At 57.7% G+C, this 25,503-nt stretch carries 19 protein-coding genes and 4 pseudogenes; 6 read left to right on the top strand and 17 right to left on the bottom strand.

Annotation, left to right across the window (positions count from 1 at the left end):
- Positions 1-85: 85 nt before the first annotated feature.
- Genes SD70_RS18695 through SD70_RS18685 form a run of 3 tightly spaced genes read right to left on the bottom strand, consistent with a single transcriptional unit; the run spans position 86 to position 2,625 of the window.
- The gene (locus SD70_RS18695; protein ID WP_041049037.1) at positions 86-871 is read right to left on the bottom strand and encodes an ABC transporter permease; all 786 of its coding nucleotides are present in this window, start codon (positions 869-871) and stop codon (positions 86-88) included.
- 7 nt (positions 872-878) lie between these two features.
- A complete protein-coding gene (locus SD70_RS18690) occupies positions 879-1,616 on the bottom strand; it encodes an ABC transporter permease (protein WP_041049036.1) in 738 nt (245 codons plus the stop codon).
- Entirely contained in the window at positions 1,609-2,625 is a 1,017-nt protein-coding gene (locus SD70_RS18685; RefSeq protein WP_231571301.1) for an ABC transporter ATP-binding protein, read from the bottom strand. The genes SD70_RS18690 and SD70_RS18685 overlap by 8 nt, the downstream gene beginning before the upstream one ends.
- Before the next feature lie 552 nt (positions 2,626-3,177).
- Between SD70_RS18685 and SD70_RS18680 the strand changes: the two are divergent.
- Positions 3,178-4,279, top strand: a pseudogene (locus tag SD70_RS18680) (LCP family protein).
- A gap of 281 nt (positions 4,280-4,560) precedes the next feature.
- Here SD70_RS18680 and SD70_RS18675 read toward each other — a convergent pair.
- Together SD70_RS18675 and SD70_RS38290 are read right to left on the bottom strand one after the other, a co-directional pair.
- Positions 4,561-5,484 carry an MFS transporter gene (locus SD70_RS18675; protein WP_231571299.1) on the bottom strand — a complete coding sequence of 308 codons (924 nt, stop codon included), beginning with the start codon at positions 5,482-5,484 and terminating at the stop codon, positions 4,561-4,563.
- Entirely contained in the window at positions 5,397-5,783 is a 387-nt protein-coding gene (locus SD70_RS38290) for an MFS transporter (RefSeq protein ID WP_231571296.1), read from the bottom strand. The genes SD70_RS18675 and SD70_RS38290 overlap by 88 nt, the downstream gene beginning before the upstream one ends.
- A 134-nt stretch (positions 5,784-5,917) precedes the next feature.
- Here SD70_RS38290 and SD70_RS18670 point away from each other — a divergent pair, with 134 nt between their 5' ends.
- A complete protein-coding gene (locus tag SD70_RS18670) occupies positions 5,918-6,673 on the top strand; it encodes a MerR family transcriptional regulator (RefSeq protein ID WP_041049035.1) in 756 nt (251 codons plus the stop codon).
- Here SD70_RS18670 and SD70_RS18665 read toward each other — a convergent pair.
- The gene (locus tag SD70_RS18665) at positions 6,665-7,183 is read right to left on the bottom strand and encodes a DUF4188 domain-containing protein (protein WP_041049034.1); all 519 of its coding nucleotides are present in this window, start codon (positions 7,181-7,183) and stop codon (positions 6,665-6,667) included. The two genes, SD70_RS18670 and SD70_RS18665, sit on opposite strands and share 9 nt — an antisense overlap.
- Before the next feature lie 76 nt (positions 7,184-7,259).
- Positions 7,260-8,645 (bottom strand): HAD-IA family hydrolase, encoded by a 1,386-nt coding sequence (locus SD70_RS35015; RefSeq protein WP_082053481.1) that lies wholly within the window; start codon positions 8,643-8,645, stop codon positions 7,260-7,262.
- Between the two features lie 180 nt (positions 8,646-8,825).
- Here SD70_RS35015 and SD70_RS18655 point away from each other — a divergent pair, with 180 nt between their 5' ends.
- Positions 8,826-10,172 (top strand): glutamate-1-semialdehyde 2,1-aminomutase, encoded by a 1,347-nt coding sequence (locus tag SD70_RS18655; protein WP_041049033.1) that lies wholly within the window; start codon positions 8,826-8,828, stop codon positions 10,170-10,172.
- 650 nt (positions 10,173-10,822) lie between these two features.
- On the opposite strand, the gene SD70_RS36175 is transcribed toward SD70_RS18655, so the two are convergent.
- From SD70_RS36175 to SD70_RS35005, 3 genes and pseudogenes are all read right to left on the bottom strand, one after another.
- A complete protein-coding gene (locus SD70_RS36175) occupies positions 10,823-11,005 on the bottom strand; it encodes a hypothetical protein (RefSeq protein ID WP_156158093.1) in 183 nt (60 codons plus the stop codon).
- Positions 11,006-11,138: 133 nt separating this feature from the next.
- Positions 11,139-11,210 (bottom strand): annotated as a pseudogene (locus tag SD70_RS40435) (hypothetical protein); the annotation flags it as partial.
- Between the two features lie 35 nt (positions 11,211-11,245).
- Positions 11,246-11,707, bottom strand: coding sequence for an NAD-dependent epimerase/dehydratase family protein (locus SD70_RS35005; protein ID WP_082053479.1), 462 nt, complete (start codon positions 11,705-11,707; stop codon positions 11,246-11,248).
- 510 nt (positions 11,708-12,217) lie between these two features.
- Between SD70_RS35005 and SD70_RS18645 the strand changes: the two genes are divergently transcribed.
- The gene (locus SD70_RS18645; RefSeq protein ID WP_041049032.1) at positions 12,218-16,753 is read left to right on the top strand and encodes a glutamate synthase-related protein; all 4,536 of its coding nucleotides are present in this window, start codon (positions 12,218-12,220) and stop codon (positions 16,751-16,753) included.
- Positions 16,754-16,972: 219 nt separating this feature from the next.
- Here SD70_RS18645 and SD70_RS18640 read toward each other — a convergent pair whose 3' ends face one another.
- The 5 genes and pseudogenes from SD70_RS18640 to SD70_RS18620 all read right to left on the bottom strand — a co-directional run bounded on the left by SD70_RS18640 (position 16,973) and on the right by SD70_RS18620 (position 20,852).
- Positions 16,973-18,556, bottom strand: a complete 1,584-nt coding sequence (locus SD70_RS18640; RefSeq protein ID WP_041049055.1) for a DUF5050 domain-containing protein — start codon at positions 18,554-18,556, stop codon at positions 16,973-16,975.
- A 155-nt stretch (positions 18,557-18,711) separates the two neighbouring features.
- The gene (locus SD70_RS18635; RefSeq protein WP_041049031.1) at positions 18,712-18,927 is read right to left on the bottom strand and encodes a hypothetical protein; all 216 of its coding nucleotides are present in this window, start codon (positions 18,925-18,927) and stop codon (positions 18,712-18,714) included.
- Between the two features lie 19 nt (positions 18,928-18,946).
- Positions 18,947-19,447 (bottom strand): hypothetical protein, encoded by a 501-nt coding sequence (locus tag SD70_RS18630; protein ID WP_041049030.1) that lies wholly within the window; start codon positions 19,445-19,447, stop codon positions 18,947-18,949.
- Between the two features lie 2 nt (positions 19,448-19,449).
- Positions 19,450-19,911, bottom strand: a complete 462-nt coding sequence (locus SD70_RS37040; RefSeq protein ID WP_041049029.1) for a hypothetical protein — start codon at positions 19,909-19,911, stop codon at positions 19,450-19,452.
- A gap of 180 nt (positions 19,912-20,091) precedes the next feature.
- A pseudogene (locus SD70_RS18620) lies at positions 20,092-20,852 on the bottom strand (sugar phosphate isomerase/epimerase family protein).
- Between the two features lie 136 nt (positions 20,853-20,988).
- On the opposite strand from SD70_RS18620, the gene SD70_RS18615 reads away from it, so the two are divergent.
- The gene (locus tag SD70_RS18615; RefSeq protein ID WP_041049028.1) at positions 20,989-21,819 is read left to right on the top strand and encodes an AraC family transcriptional regulator; all 831 of its coding nucleotides are present in this window, start codon (positions 20,989-20,991) and stop codon (positions 21,817-21,819) included.
- A 57-nt stretch (positions 21,820-21,876) separates the two neighbouring features.
- Positions 21,877-22,539, top strand: coding sequence for a hypothetical protein (locus SD70_RS18610; protein ID WP_041049027.1), 663 nt, complete (start codon positions 21,877-21,879; stop codon positions 22,537-22,539).
- A 205-nt stretch (positions 22,540-22,744) separates the two neighbouring features.
- Here SD70_RS18610 and SD70_RS18605 read toward each other — a convergent pair.
- Positions 22,745-23,604 (bottom strand): annotated as a pseudogene (locus tag SD70_RS18605) (inositol monophosphatase family protein).
- Positions 23,605-24,034: 430 nt separating this feature from the next.
- Complete coding sequence (gene fabI, locus SD70_RS18595) at positions 24,035-24,805, bottom strand: enoyl-ACP reductase FabI (RefSeq protein WP_041049025.1); 771 nt, start codon at positions 24,803-24,805, stop codon at positions 24,035-24,037.
- Positions 24,806-25,503: the final 698 nt, after the last annotated feature.

The following is a 25,503-nucleotide window of genomic DNA, read 5'->3' as shown; positions in this document are numbered from 1 at the left end:
GGCGATTATGAAGTAATTTTGAAGCCAGAATAAATGCTGGATAAATGTTCCCTTAAAATGAGCTTAATTTCCCGCCCTCGCGTAATCAGGACCCGGCGCCCCGGTAACGAAGCACCCCCATCTTCCAAATTTGCATGCTTAGAGCAAAGAACGCGACGCCGACGACAGGAGTCAGCAGCGCCACCCACAGCCAGTGCGCCCGGTCGAGGAAATAGGCCGCCGGGTAAAAGCCGACGAAGCCGAACGGCAGCACGACCGACAGCAGCAGCTTGAGCGTGCGGTTGTAAATCGTGACCGGATAGCGCCCGTAGTTTTGAAAGTTCCAGACGAGCGGCAAAATGCCGGTCGGCGCGTCGGAGAAAAAGCCGATCGCCGTCAGCGACACGTAGACGCCGGCGTAAACGAGCACCGAACCGGCCGCCAGCAGGACGAACACGAACGGGTCGTACCAGCTGAGCGTCACGCCAAGCTGCGGCCACGACAACGCCATGATGACAAAACCCGCCAGCGAGCTGAACAGCGATGCCGGATCGAGATTTTCCAGCATGAGCTGCATCAAATTGTGCGCCGGCCGCGTCAGCACCCGATCCATCTCGCCTTTGACGATGTACCGCTCGGTGAACCCCCACAAGTTGAAAAACGTGCCGAAAATGCCGTAAGGCACCATGAAATACCCGTAAATGAACAGCATCTGCTGCTCGTTCCAATTGCCGATAAGAGGCGTATGCCGGAATAGGACGAGGATCACGAACAAATTAAGGACGTTAAAGAGCAGATCGGTGGCGACTTCGATCCAGAAATCGGAACGGTAGGTGAGCCGTGTTTTCATATAATTTTTCAGATAGGTAACGACTAACTCCGCATAAAACATCGCTTTCTCACCCTCCCTGCACGAACAGCCGCGTTCGGGCGCGGCGCCACAGCCACGTCATCGGGACCAGCAGCAGCGCGAACCAAAGCGCCTGCACGCCGAGCGCCTGCCATACGGCCGCGCCGGCCAGCTTGCCGGTAAATACGGAGCTCGGCAAATACGTAATCGCCTGGAACGGCAGCACCTTCAGCAGCCCGGCCGCCCAGCCGGGGAAAAACGAAATCGGCAAAATGAGTCCGGAGAACAGGCCGGTAATGATGTTGATCTGCGAATTGATCAGGAACGCAAACAGCAGCATGACGAGGAAAACGGCCCACAGCCGCGCGTCGGCAGGCAACCGGACCGGGAACAGCAGCGAGACGATGACCATGCCCGGCGTCGTGAACAATAGCAGTCGGAACAGCCCTTCGCCGAGCCCCTGCATCATTTTGACGACGACGTAGCTGTAAGGCCGGATGAACTGAACCGCCACGCTGCCGTCGCGGATTTCGGAGGCGATGTCGCGGTCGAGGTTGTTGAAATAAAACGCCCGCGCCATCCACCCGACCACGGTGTACGTCGTAATTTGCTCGAACGTCAATCCCCCGATCGCCCCGCTGCCGCTGTAAGCATACGTCGCCTTCCAAATGAAGTAGCTCGACCAGATATTAAGCGCATAAATCAAAATGCCGCTGTAGTAGTTCACCCGATACGCGAGCATCGTCAGGAAACGGATCCGGATCAGCTCGAGATAAGCGCTAAGCATGACTGGACACCGCCTCCGCGGCGCCGTTATCCTGCTCCTCCGGCCTGGCCGCCGAGCCGGATTTGTAAATTTCGCGCACGATATCGTCGGTATTTGTTTCGACAATCTTAATATCCTTAATAGTGAGGACGCCGACAAGCCGGGCCAGCACTTCCGAGACATTGACCTTGTCCTGGGGGATCCACACCTGCGCCGACTGCTCGTTCTCGATCCGCCAAGCGACTTCGAGCCCTTCCGTTAATTCGATCAGGCGCTCGGGCGCTACCCGGTCTTCGAACTGGAGCTGCACCTCTTTGCCTTTGCCCCATTTGGCCTTCAGCTCGTCAAGGCCGCCGTCGTAAATGATGCGCCCGTCGTCGAGCATAATGACGCGCGAGCAGAGCGCCTCGATGTCTTGCAGATCGTGCGTCGTGAGCAAAATCGTCGTCTCGTACCGCCGGTTGAGCTCCTTCAAAAACTCCCGGATCTCCGTCTTGACGACGATATCGAGACCGATCGTCGGCTCGTCCAAAAACAGGATGGACGGATTGTGCAAGAGCGATGCCGCCAGCTCGCACCGCATCCGCTGCCCGAGGCTTAGCTTGCGCACCGGGCGCGACAGCAGCTCGCCGAGCTGCAGCCTTTCGGTGAGCTCGTCCAGCCGCTGCGCGAACTCCGTTTCCGGTACGCGGTACACTTTGCCCAGCAGCCGGAACGACTCGATCACGCCGATGTCCCACCACAGCTGGCTCCGCTGCCCGAAAACGACGCCGATGCCGCGCACGAACGCCTCCCGTTCTTTGTACGGGACGTAGCCGTTTACTTTGACGGTGCCGGACGTCGGCACGAGGATGCCCGTCAGCATTTTGATCGTAGTCGATTTGCCGGCCCCGTTCTCGCCGATGTAACCGCATATTTCGCCGCGCGGAATCGTAAAGCTGATATCTTTCACGGCGGCGACTTGTTTGTATTCGCGCCTGAACAAATCGCGGAAAGCGCCTTTCAGTCCGGCTCTGTTTTGCTGCACCATGAATTCCTTGCGCAAGTCCCGGACCTCGATCGCGCTGTTTGTGCTTCCGTTCAAATTGACTGTACCCCGCTTTCCTTGTAACATTTTGTCATGATGCGTCGTCTTGAATAAAAGAACAGGCCCCGCGGCAATCTTAGGTAGACAATATTCAGGAAAAGAGTCCGCCCGGACACTCATCGGCAGGAGGTTTCCGAAATCGGGAACCGTTTGATGCCATAGATGCACTACTTGAAGCGGAATCTCTTCAAACACGTACACAATTTCTTTCTAGCGGATCTGATCCATTCGTATTGCTGCCTCAAGATTTCTAGCTGAAGTTTTTTGGGAAGAAAGGGGGCAGCGGATTTTATCTTAACACAATGTTAATATCACTATTTCTTATCGATTGCTATTTCAATTTCAACATGTGCTTCCCTTCCCATTCCCCGCGCCACAGGGGGCTAGTCATGCTAGTCTTTTGACGGGATCGCCTGTTCCTTATCATACCGCACAACGTTTCGGAACGGAAATCGGTGCGGCCACGAATATCAGCGAGCGAAAGGACCTGGGCCCATGCGTATAATCAAAAGGCTGCTGCTCGCAGCAAGCCTTCTTGTCGTCGGTATCATCGCTTATTACGGATACTCCTTCTATCAATCGCGAATCATATTTCGAGCCGGTCGGCCGAACCGAATAGCGTCTGGAATACGGTCAAGGTGAAGAGCGACAGCGGCGTCAAGCCAAGCGCAGCAGAGGCTCCCCCCAAATGGGAAGGGAGCGAGCGCGTCAATATTTTGCTGCTCGGCGGCGATTCGCGCGGCACGAAAAAAGGCGAACTGCCCCGCTCCGACAGCATCATGGTCGCTTCTATCGATCCGGTAACGAAGCAGGGCCAGCTGTTTTCGATTTTGCGCGACACCTACGTCAAAATTCCCGGCCAAGGCGAAGACCGGATCAACACAGCCATTACTTACGGCGGCCCGAACTTGGCCATGAAGACGGTAAGCGATCTGCTCGGATCCCGATTCAATATTACGTCTACACCGATTTCGAAGGCTTCATCGCGCTTGTCGACGCCATCGGCGGCATCGATCTGGACGTGGAGAAGGACATGAAGTACAGCGACTCCGAGGACGATCACAAGTACGATATCAATTTGAAAAAAGGGTACCAGCATCTCAACGGCAAAACGGCTCTGCAGTACGTTCGCTTCCGGCACGACGCGACGAGCGACTTCACGCGCACCGAGCGGCAGCGCAAGTTTCTGCAAGCCGTCGCCGAGAAAATGCAGACGACTTCGTCGCTCATCAAGCTGCCGAAAATTTTGAGCGGCATCGACCCGTACATCGAAACGAACCTGAGCGTAACGACGATGCTCAAGCTCGGCTCGCTCGGGTACGAGGTGAAAGCGCAGGGCATGGCCAGCAAGCAGCTGCCGCCGAACGAGCTTGTGCAGGAAAAGACGGTGCGCGGCGCAGAAGTGCTGGCGGCGGACAAAACGAAGCTGCAGGCGTACGTCAAAAGCGTCCTGAACGGCGTCGACCCGTACGCGCCGGGGTCGCAGCAGGCCGCGCCGAAGCCCGGCGGCACGACGCCGGGGAAAACGGCGGAAGCGGCGAGGATGCCGGCGGGAGCCGGAACGCGCGGCGCCGGGCACGCGGCCGTGCAGAAATAGCCCGTGGCGGCGCTTGCGCAAAAATGCAGCCCATCTCCCAGACTGCTGGGGATGGGCTGCATTTTTGATGCGAGGTTGGGCGGAACCATAACGGAACGGTGTTCCGCTATTCGAGAGGTTGGGAACAATTGTGATAAAATAACGGATCCCCGTTCCGTTATCTGGCGAGAAAACCTCGGCAAGTCACCGATTTGTACGGTGGTGCGGGCAAATAACGGAACGCTCTTCCGCTAATTTTGGGCAATATCGGGAAATACCCCGCTTAGCGGAACGCTGTTCCGTTATGGCCTCGCACCCGTTTGCCGAATCTGGATAATGGCCAGCAATCCAGCGACAAAGCACGCTCCCGCCACGGCATATACGCCGGTAAGGGAAATCGCCGCTTTCAACGCGCCTGCCATACTCATCGTGAGGAGCATCGAGCCCGTCATGAGCGGGGTGCGGATGCCGGTCACCCTGCCGATATAGTCCTGGTCGGTGTGCTGCATGACTAAAGCGTTGTTCCCGATAAAAATAGCCGGCTGAAGCAGTGCTATTAGAAATTGCGCCCCCATCGTCACCCACAGATTGAGCGACCATCCGACGAGCAAAATGCCGAGGCCGTCGACCAGCAGCCCCGCCGTTAACAATAGCCGCGGCGATATTTTGGAGGCCAGGCCGAATGCCGCAATCCCGCCGACAAGCTCGCCCAATCCGTATGGGATGGCGAGCCGCTGCACATCTTGCGCCGGCAGTCCCAAACGTTCCGTCACAACGAAAACGCCAAGCGGAGCAATCGCCCCCACTCCCAGCCCCACCAGCATAAAGCACAAGTTCAGGCGCAGCAGTTCCTTGCTGCTGATGACAAAACGAATGCCGTCCGCCATATCGCGATAGACCGAAGACCGCCGCGCCACACGCGCCTCGGCGCCGTCCCGGTCGGGCGGGACATACAGCATCGCCAGCGCGGAAACAAGAAACGACAAGCCGGTAAACATCATTGCAAGCCCGATCCCCAACTGCCGGTAAACGAGAGTGCCCAATATAGGCCCGACAATCATAAACACGGAAACCAGCGTTTGCAGCAAGGACATGCATGCAGCTGCATCCTCGCCCTGCACGTGCATTTTAAACAGCTTCATTCCGGAAGGCTGAGCAAATTGCGAACAAACCGATGAACACAAAGCAGCGAAAAATACCGCTTCCCACCGCCCGGTCGCCAGCACGAGAACACGATGAAGACCGATGCCGCGCTTAACATTTCGCACCAAACGACCGTTCTTTTCGGCCGCCAACGGTCGGCAAAGACGCCGCTGATGAATGAAAAGGCGAAGATCGGGGCATATTCCGCTACCGAGATCATGGAGACGGCCACGGCGCTACCGCCGGTCGTTTCCATCACATAAAGAAGAACGGCGAAATTGCGAATCCAAATTCCGAATTGCGAAAACAGATTGGCAATCAGGATCGCGCGAACGAAGGCGTTGCCGAGCAGCTTCATGGACGCCAGCGTCTGCATAGTCATGGACAGATTCCTCCTTTTCGTTTCGGAACCTATCCTATGGCCTCCTGCAAGGGGAGAGTCAACGGTTGATTTTCATCTTGACTCTTACCTAAGGGGAGTCTTTATGCTGGATACGAAAGGGCGTGATCTGAACTATGCTTTACACGGTAAAGGAAGTGTCGGCACTATCCAACGTCACTGTCAAGACGCTGCACCATTATCACAAAATCGGCCTTCTCCAGCCTTGCCGGATCAGCGATGCCGGATACCGCCTATACGGCGAGGCGGAGCTGGAACGCCTGCAGCAAATTTTGTTTTACCGCGAGCTCGATTTTCCGCTGGAGCAAATCAAGCGGCTGCTGGAGAAGGAACCGGAGCGGCTGGCCATTTTGTCCGGGCAAGAACGGCTTCTGAAGCGCCGCATAGAGCGGTTGGACACGATTATGCAAACGCTCGGGAAATCGATCGCCAGCCTGAAGGAAGGAGAGCCGATGGCGCCCATGGACATGTTCAAAGGCTTCGCCAGCGAGGAGGAATGGACGGATGCGCTTCAAGAGCAAAATCGGCATTTGAAACAGTCGTATGGCGTCGACATTCTCGAAGGGGTGCAGATTGACGTTCAGGAAATGAATGAGCAGGCCGCGGAAGTCGTTGCTTTTATGGAAGGAATGGCCGGCGCTTTGCGGGCGGGCATCAAGCATAACGACGATAAGGTGAGGCGTTTGATCAGCAGCCATCTCGATTTTTTGAACGAGCGCGGACATGCGGTGTCGGCTGCGGATTTTGCCGCGCAAACGGGCTTTTTCCTTAGCGACGACTTCCATCTTCGCATGCTCGAAGGCCAGCAAACCGGACTCGCCTACTATGTTGCCGCTGCGGCGCACTCCTTCGCGGCGGACGCGTCACGGTGACGGCGGCTCGGGATTGGGCGGCGTCGGGACGGCAGGCTCGTTCATGCCGCCCATGCGGCGCCGCGCCGTTTCCAGACGGCCGATTGCCGGCACATGCTCCGCCACCTTGCCCAGCCCGACCCGGGGCATATTGCCGTAGACGCATTCGTACTCGCCGGCCCGCACCTTGTACGTTTCGTGATAGATGCCGACGGTGCCGTCCGTGCCGATTTTCCGATTGAAATTGCGCCAAGCCGTCAAATGCTGCCCGCCCCGCGCATAAGCTTCCAGCTGCTCGTACGAATCCCAGTACTGCAGCAAATGGATGCTGCGCCAGCCGAACATCGTTTCCATGCCGCGAAAGCCCAGCTTCCGGTTCATGTACAGCTCGCGCAGCATCGGCCCCATCGCCATAAATACCGGCAGCCATTTGTGGACGGCCCATATCCGGTTTACTCTCATGCCGATCAGGAACACGACGAAATCCCCTTCCGTGACGGCCGTGTACCTTCCTTTCGCCACTTTACCCATTTTTCCACTCCTTTGCGCTGTAAAAAGTTGCGGCTTGCGCCGCCAGACTCTGTGCCGGCCTACTCGATTTGCTCAGCTACACCCGCTTCCACCAAAGCCCGGTGCATTCCGGCACGATGATACTCCCGCTTTCGCGCACGCGCGCCGCCAGCGACGGGCCGAAGAAAAACGAGGTCAGCTCCGCCGCTTCTTCCGGCGTGCGGAACCGGTAATCGGTGCGCAGCTCGGTGCGGCTGTAACCGTAGTCGGACTCCAGAGCTTCGTAATACGGCTGCAGAACATCCGGCGGCTGCGGCGTCTCGTTCCCGGTACCTAGCGTCTCGAAAATCAAAATCGCGCCGCCCGGCCGCACAATACGCATAAGCTCGCTTTGCATCAGCTCCAAATTGCCGCGCCAGTCCGGTTGGTTCATGCTGGCCAAATAGCACTGCGTCCAGCCGGCCATGGCGACGTCGACGGAGGCGTCCGCCAGCGGCAAGCTGCGGTGATCGGCGACCTCGGTGCGCCAGTGGCCAAAGCCGGCAGCACGCAGCCGCTCGGCCAGCACGGCCAGCATCGCGGCCGACTGGTCGAGCGCGACGAGCGAGCGCACGCTCGGCGCAGCGATGACGCTGAGCCGGCCGGTGCCGGCTCCGAGATCGGCCATGTCTTTGCCGGCGAGATCGACGACGGCCGCGATCGCTTCCGGAATGCGGCCTTCATAGTCCTCGCGGGCGATGAGCCGCTCGTACTTGTCCGCCTGTTCGGCGTACACCCGGTCATGGTCGGGCGCCTCCGCCAGTATGCCTTGCTCCGTCAGCCATTGCCTCAGCTCCTCCACGCTGTTTGCGGCATGCAGCGGCTGCGGCACGTCCGCCTGCCACGGCTGGTTGCGCCGCAGCCAGACGGCGCGAATGCCGGCGCCGTGCGCCCCGCCGATATCGTTCGCGGGATGGTCGCCGACGAACAGCGCCTCCCCCGGCTCCGCGTTCAATTCGTGAAGCGCCCGGTCGAAAATCGCCCGCTCCGGCTTCTTGCACTCAGCGGCCTCGGACACGAGCACCGTATCGAAGCGGCTTTCCCACCCGAGCCGTTGCAGCTTGCCAAGCTGGATGGCGGTCCGCCCGTTCGTAACGAGGCCGATGCGCAGCCCCGCAGCGCGGCAAGCTTGCAGCAGCGCTTCCGCGCCCTCCAACGCGGTTGCGTTGCCAACATAATGCGTCTCGTAAAATGCGTACAGCTGCTCGGCCGTCGTGTCCGGCGGGAACGACAGCTCTTCCAGCAGCTGCCGGAACATCCCCGGCTTGCTGCGGTATCCGTCTTCGTCCAGCGCAACGATGCGCTCAATCAAGCTCCGGCTGCTTTCTTCGTCGAGCTCCGGAAAGTAGTGTGCGACGAAGCTTGCCGTGAAGGCGCGGAACGTTGCGTCGCGGTCGAGCAGCGTGTTGTCCAGGTCAAATAAGATGGCTTTTACAGGTTGCATGATGGCCGTCACTCCTTTTTTCCTAGATTTACCGTTCGCCGCCGGCACGCCGGTTTCCTTCCAGTCCCCGGATTTATATCAAGGCCTGCCCTGCCTTGACAACCTGCGCGCAGAGGTATTACATAGTAGTGATTGTTCTCTCAGCCAGTACCCATTTTATATCGAGTATTTCGAGGAGCGATGACGATGAACCGAAGCCGTTCGGAAGAGCTATACAAAGAAGCGCTGCAGCATATCGTCGGAGGCGTCAACAGCCCGTCCCGCTCGTTCAAGGCGGTCGGCGGCGGAGCCCCGGTATTTATGAAGAAAGCGCACGGCGCTTATTTCTGGGACGAAGACGGCAATCGCTATATCGATTATTTGGCGGCTTACGGGCCGATCATTACAGGCCATGCCCATCCGCATGTGACGGCAGCGATCGTCGAAGCGGCCCGCGACGGCACGTTGTACGGCACGCCGACGGAGCATGAAATCGCGTTCGCGCGCATGATTAAAGAAGCGATTCCGTCGCTGGACAAGGTGCGCTTCGTCAATTCCGGCACGGAAGCCGTCATGACGACGATCCGCGTCGCCCGCGCCTACACCGGCCGCAGCAAAATCATCAAATTCGCCGGCTGCTACCACGGCCACTCCGACCTCGTGCTCGTCGCCGCCGGCTCGGGCCCGTCGACGCTCGGCGTGCCGGACAGCGCCGGCGTCCCCGGCAGCATCGCGCAGGAAGTCATCACCGTCCCGTTTGGTGACATCGCTGCGCTTGAAGAAGCGATGCAGCGCTGGGGCGACAATGTCGCCGCCGTTATGGTCGAGCCGATCGTCGGCAATTTCGGCATGGTCATGCCGAAGCCAGGCTTCCTCGAGGCGCTGTGCGCCGTGACGCGGAAGCACGGGGCCCTCGTCATCTACGACGAGGTGATCACGGCGTTCCGTTTCCATTACGGCGCAGCCCAGACGTATTCCGGCTTGCCGCAGGCGGACGGGGCGGCCGCCAGCGCCGGTGCGCGCGATTTCGCCGCAGTGGAACCGGATCTTACGGCGCTGGGCAAAATTATCGGCGGCGGACTGCCGATCGGAGCTTACGGCGGCCGCCGCGACATTATGGAGCAGGTTGCGCCGCTCGGGCCTGCGTACCAGGCCGGCACGATGGCCGGCAATCCGGCCTCGATCCGCGCCGGCATCGCTTGCCTGGAAGTGCTGCGTCAGCCTGGCGTCTATGCCGAGCTCGAGCGCCTCGGGGCCGCGCTCGCCGACGGCATCGCCGCTGCCGCGCGGAGCCGCGGCGTCGCGCTGACGGTGAACCGCATCGGCGGAGCGTTTTCGACACACTTCTGCGATCATCCGGTGACCAATTACGACGAAGCGCAGGACACGGACGGCGACATGTTCGCGCGCTTTTTCCGGCTTATGCTCGATCAAGGCATATGCCTCGCCCCTTCGAAATATGAGGCGTGGTTCTTGACGCTCGCCCATACGGACGAAGATGTCGCCTATACGATCGAAGCGGCCGACCGGGCGTTCGGCCAGCTATAAATTGGGCAGACCCTCCGTATTGCCAAAACAAGCCTCCCAACCCACGGTAAATAGTGGCGTTGGAGGCTTGTTTCGATGATGCGCACGTTAGTTTGAACGGGGATGAAATGAGATTTATGACCTGGATCGTCGATTTTGCCGGATCCAGGCCGCTATCCAATTGCTCCTACGAGCACTTGCAGCAGCCGAATGCTCCTGCATGCCTCCGCAATTGCACTTAAGAGGCTGTCGATTCATTGTATGCAAGTGACGTCAATTGCAAATTGTGCATTTCATAACTACGATTTCAGCAAAAAAGGCGATGTAAGATGCAAAAGTTTTGCATTGGGCTTGGTTCGCGTTTTCTATCTCGGACTGTTCTGATTATCAATATCCGCGATTAACCGACAGCCTCCTTAAAGCAACTGCAGCCATATTGCACCAATGCAGCGCCTGACGCTTCTCCAGTTGCTCCTACAGCACTTGCAGCGGCCAGATCCACCCAACTCGCTTCCGTAATTGCACTAAGAGCAACTGCAGCCGCATTTTCGCATCTACGCGGCGGTGGACGATGCTGCAATTGCTCTTACGGCACTTGCAAATAGCCGAGTTCGCCCAACATGCCTCCGCAATTGCCCCCACAGTAACTGCAGCGGCCGATGCTATCGCCTCTAATAGTCCCCCTGCGCCAAATCCTGCAGCAGCGTCCGTCTGCGCGGCTGCCAGCCCAGCAGGCGCATCGCCTTCCGCCCGGACGTCCGCTGGCTGATGCTCATCGCCCACCCCATGACGCCCAATGCACTTAGGGCATGTTCCTTCGGGATGGAGACGACCCGGTCCGGCGCCCCGATCAAACCGGCGATCGCCTCCGCGAGCTGCCTTGCTTGTGACAGCTTCTTGGGAGGAACCGTTGAACAGCGATCCCGGGCTCGCTTTCTCGAAAGCTAGTCTGTACAGCTCCGCCAAATCGTCCACGTGCACCGTGGACCACGCATTCTCGCCGTCTCCAACGTACGACGCGGTACCTCGCGCAAGGGCGCCATCGACTGCGCCTTTCATTATGCCGCCCCCTCTGCCGTAAACGAGGGCAGGCCTCAGAACGATGGAACGAACCCCGCGGCGGACGCATCCAGAACGACGGATTCTTGTTCGGCCCTCCAACGCAGCGGTGCGATCGGATCGAGTGGGTCGTCCTCGTCCAGAATTCGATCCCGCGTATCGTTGTATACGAGCGTCCCGTTCGAATAGATAAACGGCTTGCCGCTGCCCGTAAGTCCCGCAAGCATGTCCTCCACCGACATTTTGTCGAGCGCTTCGCTGTCCGCACCGTGTGATACGGCGGCATGAATCACTCCATCGGATGCGGCCGCCTCGCCTCTGAGCAAGCTGATGTCGGCCATGCTCCCGCTCACCGGCTGAACGCCGCTGTCCAAGAGACGCTCCCTGGCCGCTTCGCTTCTGGCCAAGCCTTTAACCGTATACCCGGCAGCAATGAACGCCCGGGCGATGGCCGATCCTATGTAACCGGTAGCTCCTGTGATGAATACCGTTGTCATCGCTTCTTCCTCCTCTCATCGCGATACTTTATCACATAAACTTTATTTAGTAAAGTTATACCCTTAAATACTCTCCCTATCGTTCCCAATCCGAATATTCATCAGCATTAACTACAATTTCGTTCGTATCCTATTTTCCCTCCACTGCCGCCAAATCGCACGTTTATTCAACCTTTATACAAAAACGGCAGCGCTTACATTCGGTTTTCCAGCCTCCGCCGTATTGTCGTGCCAGGCTTTTCATGCTATCCTTAGAATACTTTTACCTATACCTATAACCCTATAAACCAAAACCAACACACACACAAACCACATTTACAAAACCAACAAACCAATAACACCAACATCTAACTTATCGCGCACATTACCCACTCTATCTATTAAATTCAGAAAACACACACATCTCCTTTCGAATTGCATTTTTATTCAATGACGTTTATTTTCATTCAGCACGAACCCCCCGACTTCTTACAAACTGGAGGTGACGGTCAGGCAGCTGACCGATACGCTATGGAAAGATGGATGATTAACGAAGGCCGCTTCCAGAACCTGTTGGAAGTGGAGCACGACAGCTGCGGCATTATTTGCATCATCGAGAAGAACGGCAAGCCTTCCCGCGACAACATTCAGAAGACGATCGACGCACTCGTGAAAATGGAGCACCGCTCCGGCTTTATTCAGGGTGAAGGAGACGGCTGCGGCATTCTTACCGACATTCCGCGCGCCCTGTGGGAGAAGAAGCTGACGGACGCCGGTCTGGACGGCAAGCTGGCTTATGCGCCGAACTTCTCGATCGCGCACATTTTTGTTCCGCGCAAGCTGGACATTTCCGCACCCGACATGCAAAAGGGCATCCGCGATCTGTTCGCGCAGCACGGCGTGACGATCGTTCTCGAGCAGGAAAACCAAGTAGACAGCTCCGTACTGGGCCCGAACGGCAAAAACGACGAGCCGGTGTTTTGGCAAATCGCCGCATTGTGCGAAAAGCCGGGCGCGAACGTCGCCGATCACCTTTTCGAGCTGCACATCGCGATTGAAGCCAAGTACAACGTGCATGTCGCAACGCTGAGCAACACGGTCGCCGCTTATAAAGTGATGGGCGCGGCCAGCATTTTGCCGAAATATTTCAACGATACCCGCGACCCGCTGTTTGCGGCGCAAGTGACGATCGGCCACAACCGTTATTCGACGAACACGCTGTCCAGCTTCTTCCGCGTGCAGCCTTTCTCGCTGCTCGGCCATAACGGCGAAATCAACACCGTTAAGAAAATGCGCTACGAAGCCGAAATGATCGGCGTGCCGCTCGTTGACGGGGGCTCCGATTCCCAGGATATGAACCGCACGATCGAGACGTTCATTCACCGTTTCGGCATGAGCCTGTTCGAAGCGATGGAGCTCGTGTTCCCGCCGATTCATAACGAGATGAAGCAGTTCTCCAAGGAGCTGCAAGATTTGTACGTTTACTACCGGCAAATCTGGGGCCATTATGCGCAAGGGCCGGCGGGCATCGTGTCCCGCTACGGCAACGAGTGCATTTTCGCGGTCGATGCGCTCGGCCTTCGCCCGCTGTGGATGGTTGAAAGCGAAACTTCGCTTTATTTCTCTTCGGAGCAGGGCATCATTACGACGGGCGACATGGTCGCCGATCCGAAGCCGATCGCGCCCGGAGAAAAAATCGGCGTCGTGCTGACGGCCGGCGAGCACGTGCAGGTCATCCCGTACACGTCCGTGCAGGCACTCGTGCTTGAGCGCGCCAAGCAGCGCGTCGATTTCGGCGGCTTGAACAAGCATTTGTCCCCGGCTAAAACGGGCATCGCCGCGGGCGCCAATGAAGCGGTCACTCCGACCGATCCGATTTACAGCGCATTCGGCTGGGACCGCGACGGCATCGCGATGATCGAGACGATGGCCGAAACCGGCGCGGAGCCGATCCGCTCGCTCGGCCACGACGCTCCGCACGCCGCCATTAACTGGGAACGGCAAAACATTCCGGACTTCATCAAAGAGTCCGTCGCCGTCGTCACGAACCCGGCCATCGACCGCGACCGCGAGATGGAGCACTTCTCCACCCGCGTCGTCGTCGGCCGCCGCCCGACCATTTACGGCGCTAACGACACGTATCGCCTCGAGCTGCTGAACCCGATGGTGCTGGAAGGCCCGAACGGCGCGGACAGCGAAGAGCATATCGGCCAGCCGTCGCTGGAGCAGCTTCTCGCCCAGTTCCAGCCGCATGGCGTCGTCACGCTGTCGGCCACATTCGCCCGCGGCTCCTCGCTGAAAGCGGCGCTGGAGCAGCTGGCTGCAGACGCGGCCAACGCCGTTCGCGGCGGCGCTCACCTGCTCGTGCTGGACGACTCCGCCGCGCATCGGAACGAGCGGCTGTGGATCGACCCGCACCTGGCGGTTTCCGCCATCGACATCGCGCTGCGCGCCGAAAAGCTCGGCCTCGGCGACAACTTGCGCCGCCACGCTTCCATCGTGCTGCGCTCGGCCGCCGTCCGCAGCCTGCATGACATTGCCGTCGCCTGCGGCCTTGGCGCCGACGTCGTTTCGCCGTACCTGCTGTTCGCTACGGCTGCCGACAAGGAAGGCGCGCCCGCGGCACGCAAAGTGTACGGCGCTCTGTCCAAAGGTCTGGAAAAAGTCATTTCCACGATCGGTACGCACGAGCTGCGCGGCTACACCCGCTTTTTCTCGTCGATCGGCCTGAAGCCGGAAGTGACGGAAATGCTTGATATCGTAAACTATTTAGGCAGCGAACAAGCCGGCACCGGCTTTGCCCAACTGGAGCAAGATGCGGAAGCCCGTTATCAGGACTTCAGCAACCCGAAAGCGAAAGCCGCCAAAAACTTCCGCTTCTTCAACCGGATGTGGAAAGCGCTCGGCGACGCCGCTTCCGGCGCTGCGCCTTACGCCGACTACCGCGACAAGCTGCGCGAAGAAGAGCAGCGCAACCCGATTTCGATCCGCCACGTAGCCGGCTTCAACTTCGAGAAGGCGCATGCGGAAGGCCGCAAGCCGCTCGATCCGTCGCAAGTCGACATCAGCGTCGGCGATCACGACTTGCCGCTGCTCATCTCCTCGATGTCGTTCGGCTCGCAGAACGAAACGGCGTTCCGCGCCTATGCGGAAGCCGGCGAGCGGCTGAACATGGTGACGATGAACGGCGAAGGCGGCGAAATCAAAGACATGCTCGGCCGCTACAAGCGGACGCGCGGCGCGCAAGTCGCTTCCGGCCGCTTCGGCGTCAACGTCGAGCTGGCTAACGCCGTCGCTTTCCTCGAGATCAAAATCGGCCAAGGCGCGAAGCCGGGCGAAGGCGGCCATCTGCCAGGCTCGAAGGTGACGGCGAAAATCGCCGCCGCGCGGAACGCGACGATCGGCTCCGACCTGATTTCGCCTTCGAACAACCATGACATTTATTCGATCGAGGACTTGGCCCAGCTGATTTCCGAGCTGAAGGAAGCAAGCGGGCGCAAAGCCAAAATCATCGTCAAAGTTCCGGTCGTTCCCGGCATCGGCACGATCGCCGTCGGCGTCGCCAAAGCGGGTGCGGACGTCATCACGTTGTCCGGCTTCGACGGCGGCACGGGCGCGGCGCGCATCCATTCGCTGACGCACGTTGGCCTCCCGACCGAGATCGGCACGAAGCTGGCGCACGTCGCTTTGATCGAAGCCGGCCTGCGCCACCGGGTCGAGCTGTGGTCCGACGGCGGCCTGAAATCCGGTGCCGACGTCGTCAAAATGATGATGCTCGGCGCCAACCGCTGCGGCTTCGGCTCGATCGCGATGCAGTCGATCGGCTGTACGACTTGCCGCGGCTGCCATCTCGACACGTGCCACGTCGGCATCGCGACGCAGATCGATTCGATGGAAGAAGCCGAAGAGAAAGGCTTGCGCCGCTTCGTTCCCCGCGTGTACGAAACGGCGGTCGAATCGCTCGTCCGCCTGTTCGGCGGCATCGGCGAGGAAGTGCGCGACATCGTCGCCCAGCTCGGCTTCAAGAACGGGCAAGACCTTGTCGGGCGCTCCGACCTGCTGCAGCAAATCAGCAAGCAAGAGCGCATCGACTTGTCCGACCTGCTCCGTCCGGCTCCGCTGCAGTTCCTCGGCATCAAGGAAGCTGCCGAAGAAGCGGCCGTCGCTTCCAGCGACATCCGCATCGCGGCTGGCGCCGAAGGCCAGCAGCACTTCCCGGACACCGTTTCGTGGAACGAGCCGATCCAGCACAGCTGGTCCGGCATCACCGCCGAAACGCGCATCCTCGGCTCGCGCTATTCAAGCCACCGCGTCCGCGACCGTTTCGACGGCTCGTACGACAAGCTGCCGAAAGTGCAGCTGAAGCTGACGGACGGCTCCGTCCCGGGCAACGGCCTGGCGGCGTTCAACGCCCGCGGCGTGGACATTACGGTGCACGGCGGTGCCGAAGACGGCGTCGGCAAAATGTCGCTAGGCGGCAAAGTCGCCATTCTCAAAGCGCCGGGCAAAAACGGCACGTTCATTAACGGTAACGTCGGCAAATCGTTCGGCTACGGCGCGCAGAAAGGCCTGTTCCTGATTCAGGGCGGCGCCGATTCCCGAGCATGCATCCGCTTCTCGGGCGCCGACGTCGTGTTCGGCGGCGAGATTACGACACCGGTGCGCGACGAGCTCGGCTCGATCGCCAGCCGCGCCAACCTGAAAGGCTTCGCCTTCGAGTACATGACGAACGGCCGCGCCGTCGTCCTCGGCGACCCGGGTCCGTGGATTTGCGCCGGCATGACAGGCGGCGTCGTGTACCAGCGCCTCGTGCCGGAACTCGGTCTCGACCAGGCGGCGATCGAACGCCGCATCGCCAAGGGCGCAAAGGTCAAAATCGAAACGATCGGCCAGCAAAGCCGCAAAGATTTGAACGAGCTTCTCGGCGCTTACCGCGATGAGCTGGCTAACGCCGGCCAAGCGGCGGAAGCGGCCAAGATCGACGTGCTGCTCGCAGATCTCGACAAGCATTTTGTGCGCATCGCGCCGGTCGGCCTGCAAGCCGATCAGTCGGTGGCAACGGAATAAGCAAAAACAGTAAGCAAAAACAGTAAGCAAAAACAGTAAGCAAAAACAGTAAGCAAAAACAGTAAGCAAAAACAGTAAGCAAAAAACCGGAGGCAAATGCCTCCGTTTTTTGCTTACTTGACCACATTATGATTTGGGATCAACAGGCAAACTCCCCTGCTTACCGGCCTGTTCTTGCCCCGCAACGCCTGCCGGTTGCTTGCGCTGTTCCGTTTTCGTTCAACGAATGAATTCGACCGAGGAATCTCGGGCGGATTCGAGTAAAATCCCCTCGTCGGACGTCAGTACGTGCGAGATCGGATCCGCCACGCTCAGCAGCAGGCGGCCTGAACCGTCCAGCAGTACGACGCCGTAGTCATCGTTTTCGCCAAACCGGCAGACGAGCCGATCGTTCGCCACTTGCACGCTGGCCACCGGCGTTGTCCATACGAGCGGGTCTTCCCTGTTCGGATCGGCCTGGTACAGCTCGAATCGGTTCCCTTCCTTCTTGGTTGTGTAAAATACGTTGCCGTCGATGCTGTCAAACCATGACACTGCATGGTCGGACAGTTTTATTTCGTCCGTACCGTCCAGCGCGGACGAATATAGTGCGTTGTCCTCGTCTTTTACATAGTATAGTTTGTTATCGAGCATCCGAAACCGGCTGACGCTCGAGTCCACGATTTTCTCGGTCTTATTCGTTTTAAGGTTGATTTTATAAATCTTATTTGCGTCGGAGTCGCTGCGTGAAGCGAGTATGTACACATCGTCTCCGACGATGGCGGTGTAGGAAACTTCGTCGTTGGGTCCTAACGACCAGGTGCCGTCGTACTTAACGGCGTACATCAATTTCGGGTCGCCTACACGCTTGCGGTTCGCATCATCCTGCCCCGGTGGCGACAAATACAAGTTGCCGCCTTCGAACGCCGAAGCGCCTTGAAGGACGATCAACGTACCGTAAGGCGTATCACGGAAATTGAGATATCCATGGCGCAATAGTTCCGCCTTTCCATCGTCGCCGATTTTCACGAAATAGTCGCTACCTACAAACCCTCCCCCGAGATGATATTTAAACCACAGCGTGTTGTCGCGGATTTGAAAGGATACTACCTTTGGCAGCATATCTGTGCTGTAGAAGTTATAAGAATAAATCTCTTCCTTGTCGGACGGCTTCCGTACGGGAGCCCGATATACATGGTTCGTCGTGTCCGTCGTCTCGACGAAATAATAATACCCCTTGAACAGGGCGACATCGTTCTCGCCGGCGTATGCAGGAAGCGGGGCCGTTTGCAGCTGCGGGTTATGGGACGTGATGCTTAGGCCGCCGGTATCGCTCCACCGGTAATCCCATCCGAATTCGTCGTGCGCGAAGCGCCATGTCAACGGGAAATAGGTGACATCCCGGAAGCTTAGCAACGGATATTCTTCTTTTGTATTGTCGATCGCCTTGCCGTTGATTGTGACGGCCGATGCGGGAACCTCCGCTGCGTAGGCGGCCGCGTTACGTCGCTCGGATTTGTATGGCACGTACGTGGAGGTCACACGGCTTTGCTTAATGTTCAAACCGTCGTCCGGCGACCAAGTCGCCTCCAAACCGAGCATTCTGGTATCGTACCACGTCATAGGAAAATAGGTGATATCGCGATAAACCAGCAGCGGGTATTCGCGGTATTGATTTTCCACCGTATGACCGTTCAGGTTCACCGCAAAATCCGGCAGCGTAACCCTCACGCTCACATCTGCGGCTCGACTTTGTCCTGCAGGCGCCAACAGGCTCATGCATAATGAAAAAGCGACCGTATAGCCAGCCCATTTCTTTCTCATCGCCATCGTCATCTCCTCTCCGTTGATATAAACGTGGGGTCATAGTAAAAAGTTACGGAGCGCCTTCGCAAGATCGTGAAGCACCACATGCAAAAAGCTAGCCGGAACGCTGCTCTCGCAGCCGTTCGGCTAGCTTTTTCATGGATGGCGCGGCTTCACGGGCCGTTCGTGAACGTGACCACAGCCGCTATGGCGTCCGCTACCGCCTTCGGGTCTGCCGAAGCCTCGTCCCCAGCATCGTTCCTGCCCAATTTTTGCTCCTGGCTGATGATCGCGTCAGCTTCCTCGGCGTCGTACGCCTTCAGCAGCGCCTCGCGGCTCGGCACGTTGCCGCCGTCCTCGGCCTCCGGCCTTACATCCGGATCGTTCATGCACACACATCTCCTTTGTTCATGCTTTTGCATTGGCTTGTCTAACTTTAAAATAATAGTACAGCGCGCTCCAAATACTATAAGTCAATAAATAAATGGGAAAAGAATACGCTAATCGATACCCGTTTTTATAATGAAATACGTGGCACACGATCGCGAATTTTTCAAATGCGACGGCCACTAATCCCCATGCAAAGATGTACAGCGGAGCAAAACGAAATTTAAACCGCACGCAATCCCAAATGTAAAAAAACAAATAGCTCAACGGGCCATACATCAAGTAGGAAAGGAAGTCCCAAGGCTGATATAGCGATGTATCGTTCACGTCATAAAAATCTTTCGGCTCCACGCTTAGCGAGTGATCATAAAAGAAGCCGCTGTATATTCCGCAAATGATAAACAGCAAAGTGATTTTATAGGAAAATCGCCTCGGCAGTAAGAACAACATCCCATAACCGATACAGAATCCAACGATGACGAACCATTCATTGGCGTTAAAACGAGTATCGTAAACGATCATGTTTATGCCGTTTCCTTTTTGTCTAAAGATGTAATAACCCAAGTCATCATGCTTGAGAACGCTACGTTCACGCACATATAGATGCCCGTATACATTATGTTCCAACGCTGAAAGGTTATAATGTCCATCCATTCCAATGTTTGTTGAACAAGCAAAGTAAACAGGATGATCAATGCCACCCAGCACCATTTTACTTTGTTGGAGTACAGTAAAATGTTGGACGATGCGACTAACAATAAAGGGAGCTCGATAAGCCGTAACATTAAATCCGCGATGCCGTTCCCAATTCCCGGTTCAACTACGATAAATTTGAGGTTAAGGTGCAAAATTGAGAAAATACTGAGTTCAAATATCGTATTGACACAAAAGAGAAAGATCGTTTCAAATGGCGGAATTTTTTTGGGAATGATTGAAAAAAACGTCACCGCCATCCAAGTAACAACAGTCCCTATTAATATAGCCATTATGTTGCTCCTAATGACCAAAATTAAAGCTTAGTTAGTAATGTTTGCAATCAGAGCAATGTTTATGCCATTTAACCTGATCTGTATCTCCGAATCCGCCACAAATCCGAATTCCCCCCCAAAAAAATCGCGCCCGCCCCACTTGGGGGCGGACGCGATTTTTTTCCGCGGCTCGCATGATTACAGATAATTCGCTTTCAGCCAAGCCATGCTGTTGGCGACGCTTTCCAGCGGCGGATTTTGGCAGACGTCCTGCTCCACGATCATCCACTCGACGCCCGCTTTGCCGGCTGCTTCGATGACCGCCGGAAGGTTGACGTCGCCTTGGCCGAGCTCCACGGTCAGCACTTTGCCGTCCGCTTCCTTGCGGATGTCCTTCAAATGGATGAGCGGCAGACGGCCGGCGTATTTGTCGATGTACGCGACCGGATCTTGGCCGGCAACGGTCACCCAGCATACGTCCATCTCCACTTTCACTTGCTCGGCCGGCGTCTGGGCGAAAATTTCATCGAACAGCCAGCGGTCGCCGACTTTTTCCTGCAGCTCGAACGCATGGTTATGATAGCCGAATTGAATGCCGTGCTGCGCCAGCTTGGCCGCCACTTCGTTAAACAGCTGCAGCGTGTTCTGAAGCTCCGGCTCTCTCCGGTCCGTTTCAGACAGCCAAGGGCAAACGACGTATTTGCTGCCGATAGCTACGTTCATCGCGATTTCTTCATCGAGGTTGTCCTTCAGGCGGGCCAATCCGACGTGGCTGCCGACGGCCTTCAAGTTCAACTCGGCGAGCAGCGCCTTCATTTCTTCCGGCGCCAAGCGCCGTATCCGGCAAATTCGACGCCTTCATACCCGAGCTCCGCCACCCGGCGCAGCGTACCGGCAAAATCGCTGGCCGTTACGTCGCGAAGCGTATAAAGCTGCAGTGCGATTCCCATTTTAGCCAATTGGTATCACCTTCCGCTTCCGATTACTTTTGGATATTCCGCTATTCAGTATGGCTTATTTTCTCTATAATAGCAATGAACGATCTCGCTATAAACATGTCCGATCTGGCTAAATTTCCGAGCAAAGGGGTTCCCGATGCAGACCGAAGGCAACGCTTCACTGACTTGTACCGTGCTTCACGCCGGCCGCTCCACTCACGGCAAGCCCTTTACCGCCAACATGCGCCAAGGTTTGACCGATTACTTGCTTCGTCTGCAGACCGATGGGCGCAGCTTGGCCCTAAAGAACGGCCGAATGTGTCCGATCTTGCCGGGCGACCTTCTCCTGTACCGCCCCGGCGAGCCCTACGAGCTGCGCATCGAGCCGTCCTCGGACGACGGTACCGCCTCAAGCACGGACTATTACTTGTTCTGCTGCGGATCGTGGATGGACGATTGGTGGCAGCGCAAGCTCGTGCCGGATCAGGCACACATCCCGCTGGACGATACCATGCTCGCCGTATGGCGTCACATTATCGCCGAAAACAGAAAGCTGCGCGACGGCTCTTCGGCTATCGCCGACTACCTCGTGCGCATTCTTTGCCTTTCCTTGGACAGGCTCGTGCAGGAAGGCGGCGCGCAGGCACCCGATGCAAAATCGTACACCGCCTACCGCATCCGCGCTTTTGTCGAGAGCCACGCTACCGAGCCGCTTACTTTGCAGCGGATCGCCGCTCATGCAGGGCTGAGCGTATCCCGCACCGTTCATCTGTTCAAGGAAACGTTCGGGCAGTCCATTATGGACTACGCGATCGACGTCAGGCTGGCCGTCGCCTGCGAACGAATCCGGTTCGACGCCGCAACTCTGGAGCAGGCGGCCGAACAGTCCGGCTTCCACAGCTATTCGTATTTTCACCGCACGTTCCGGGCCAGGCTCGGCATGTCGCCCAAGGAATACAGGAGCAGAGTGCAACATAGCGACGGCTAGCTTCGTCCATGCACACATAGGAATCGTCATCATTCAACCAGGAAAGGTGCGGGAGCATTGAAACGGTACATCACCGGCGGTATTGCCGGTTTTCTCATCGCTACGGCGGCATCCGCCCATGCGGCAGACGTCGTGTCGCTCGTAGGCAAAACGATCCAAGGAGCGTTCCCGATCCAAATCGACGGTAAGCCGCTCGACGCTCCGGCAATCGTGGTCGACGGCACTTCTTATTTGCCGGTTCGGGCCTTTGGCGAGGCGACCGGCTACGACGTTTCGTTCGATGCCGATCTGGGCATTGCCCTCAAGAAAAAAGAGGCGCCCGCCCCTCAGCCGCAGCCATCGCCCGCCGCACCGGCCACTCCGCCCGCAGCTCAGGCTCCAGGGGACATCAAAGCCGGCTACAAAGCCATCTCGACCGTTATCCTCAGCCGCGACGGCGAAAAGCTAAAGAAAAGCAGCGGAAAATTCGACATCATCCAGGTTAACGGGGCGCAGTACGTTTCCCTCATCACATTAAGCAGCTTCTATACGGTCAGTTGGCGAGAGCCTCTTGTGGAACTCAGCCTCGACGGCCAGACGGTTACCCGGGTTCCGACCGGTACGGCGTATTCGAAAGGGTCCGGCGCGTTTACGTATGATGGCGCCATCTACGTCAACCTTTCCCAGCTCGGTCTCGAAGCTACGGTTAGCGGCGATACTCTTGTGCTGACGGAGCAATAGTGACCTCTGCCAACATTTTTTGTGTGCAGCGTTCGCGAGTAAAAGCAATTGGAGGAGCTTTCACCGCCGACTTCTCGTGAATCTGCCACTGCAATTGCTTTTCGTGCAACTGCGAGTCTTCGCAAGGCTGCAGGAAGTTTGCATCAGCGAAAAAACGCCATCGGCCGCTCGCTTTCAGCGGTCGATGGCGTTTTGCAGCACGGTATTATATCCGCACCGCTCCGGCTTGGGCCAAAGCTTGCTGGAGCTCGCGGTGAATGCGGCCGTTCGAAGCGAGCACGTGACGGACGTCCAGCGTGTATGGCGCACCTTCGGTGTCGGTCACAACTCCGCCCGACTCTTTGACCAGCAGTGCCCCGGCCGCAATGTCCCATGAGTTGAGACCGATCTCCCAGAACCCGCTGAGACGGCCGGCCGCGACGTAGGCGAGATGGAGCGCCGCCGAGCCGGCGACGCGCACGTTGCGTGCCTTCGGCACAAGCGCCTGACGCCCGCGAGATTGACCGGCAAAGCGCCGTTGCGATCGGCCGGAAAGCCGGTCGCGAGCAAGCTGTCCATCAAACGCTCTTCCTCGGATACGCGCATCGGCTTGCCATGGACATAAGCCCCTTTGCCCTTCTCCGCCACGAACAGCTCGTCGCGGGACGGATCGTAGACGACGCCGACGATGACTTCGCCGCGATGCGCAAGCGCGATAGATACGCAATAGAACGGGAAGCCGTGCACGAAATTGGTCGTTCCGTCGAGCGGATCCACGATCCATAAATACTCCTCGTCTTTCATCTTCGCCAGCGCTTGCGCGGAAGCGGCCGGACCGGGTTCGACTCCCTCCTCGCCGAGAATCGAATGGTCCGGAAAATACGTCAAGATCAAATTGCGGATCATCGTCTCCGCGCCTTTGTCGACTTCCGTCACCAAATCCTGGGGCGTATATTTATGGCTGATTTTAGTGAAATCGCCCAGCTTGCTTTTGATCCATTGTCCCGCTTTCGCGGCCGTGTTGACGGCTACTGCTGTAAAGCCCTTGCTCCCGACGGAGAAAGGCTCTTTCTCTCCATTCGTCATAGCTTCACTCTTCCCCTATCCCAAACTCGGCACATAGGCGTTTCGCTGGCTGCGGGATGCCCGGCACATTGCTCGCCGTTACACCTCCAGCTCAACGCCTGGGCCTTAATGTTATACGCAGCCCTCGAGATTCGGTTGCAACGCTGCGGATATAGACGCTCTCATTCCCGCATTGTACCACATTCAAAAGCGTCGAGGTAGAGCGAAAAGCCCCGCGCTGCGCGCAGGGGCATGGGTAACGCGATAGACGGCGGTGCGCCGGAGGAGTCGAGCTTCATATCGAACGAATGGTTTATATCGATGATAGCGTATTTCCGTATCTCCTCCGCTGTCCATCCGTATTCCGTAAACTTAAGCTCCATTTGGTCGCCTTGGCAAAGGAAATGAAAAAGCCCGGCTTCCGCCAGGCTTCTTTTTCCAGGAACGATGCTTAGACCCCGATAATATGATATCCGCCGTCAACGTAAACGAACTCGCCGGTGATGCCGCGGGAGAGCGGACTGAGCAGGAACATCGCCGTATCGCCGACTTCGGCGGTGTCGGTCGTGCGCCGCAGCGGCGCCTTCTCCTCGACCTGCCTCAAAATCGAGTTGAAGTCCTTGATTCCTTTGGCCGCGAGCGTCCGGATCGGTCCTGCCGACACCCCGTTCACGCGAATGTTGTACTGGCCGAGATCGGCGGCCAAGTAGCGGACGCTCGCTTCCAGTGCCGCCTTCGCCACGCCCATAACGTTGTAGTTTTTCATTGCACGCTGCGAGCCGAGGTACGTCATGGTCATGATGCTGCCGCCTTCAGTCATGAGCGGGTAAATGCGTTTGGCTACCGCTACAAGCGAATAAGCGCTAATGTCGTTCGCCAGCGCAAAGCCGTCGCGCGACGTATCGACGAACAGGCCTTCCAGTTCTTCGCCTTTGGCGAAGGCAATGCTGTGCGCATAGCCGTGCAGAACGCCGAAGTGCTCCTTAAGCGCTTCGGCTAACGTATCGATTTCCGCATCGACGGTGACGTTGCACGGGAGGACAACGGAGCCGGGAATCGTATCGGCCAGCTTGCGAACCCGCTCCTCGACCCGCTCGCTTTCGTACGTAAAAGCTAACCGAGCGCCTTGCGCAGCGCACGACTGCGCGATCGCCCATGCGATGCTGCGCTCGTTGGCGACGCCCATCACGAGAATGTTTTTACCGGTCAGTAAGTTGCTCATATGGAGAAGAACCCCTTTCCACAGCGGTGCCTGTGGCGCTTGTCCGCGCCCTTCCCCCAAGTTACCTGATTTTTCCGAAGTTGGCAAGGGGGGAATCCCGTCGAAACGTGGGGGTTCGATTGCCATCATGGAGCGTCGCAACGCGCGCCCGGGATTCGCGTGCGTTGGAAAACTGCGAATCGGAGTGTGTCGTGCCAGCGCTTACGTTTCCGGCATCACGCAAAATGGCTGCCCTCACTTTGCCCATTTCGCTTACGTTCCTGTGTCAAACAAAATGGCCGCCCCCGCATTGCCGCCGATTGCTTGCGGCTTCTGTTGCGTATTCCGGAGGCCAAATGTCGTCTAGCACCGTGGTCAAGGCCTTCTCGCCCCGGAGGTGTGGGGCGCAATAAGCCTCGAAGTCGCTAATAATGGCTGCCCTCACTTTACCCATTTCGCTTACGTTCCTGTGTCAAGCAAAATGGCCGCCCCCGCATTGCCGCCCATTGCTTGCGGCTGCTGTTGCGTATTCCGGAGGCCAAATGTCGTCTAACACCGAGGTCAAGGCCTTCTCGCCCCGGAGGTGTGGGGCGCAATAAGCCTCGAAGTCGCTAATTTGTGTCTCTTGTTGCGCTATTAGGAGCGTAAAATTCGCAAACGTCGTCTTGCGACCTGTTGTTCCCTATCGAGCGAACAATCGTCGTTGATAGAGTCGGCGC

Source organism: Gordoniibacillus kamchatkensis, assembly GCF_000829455.1.
Lineage (GTDB): Bacteria > Bacillota > Bacilli > Paenibacillales > NBRC-103111 > Gordoniibacillus > Gordoniibacillus kamchatkensis.
This window is presented reverse-complemented; position numbering and strand designations above follow the sequence as displayed.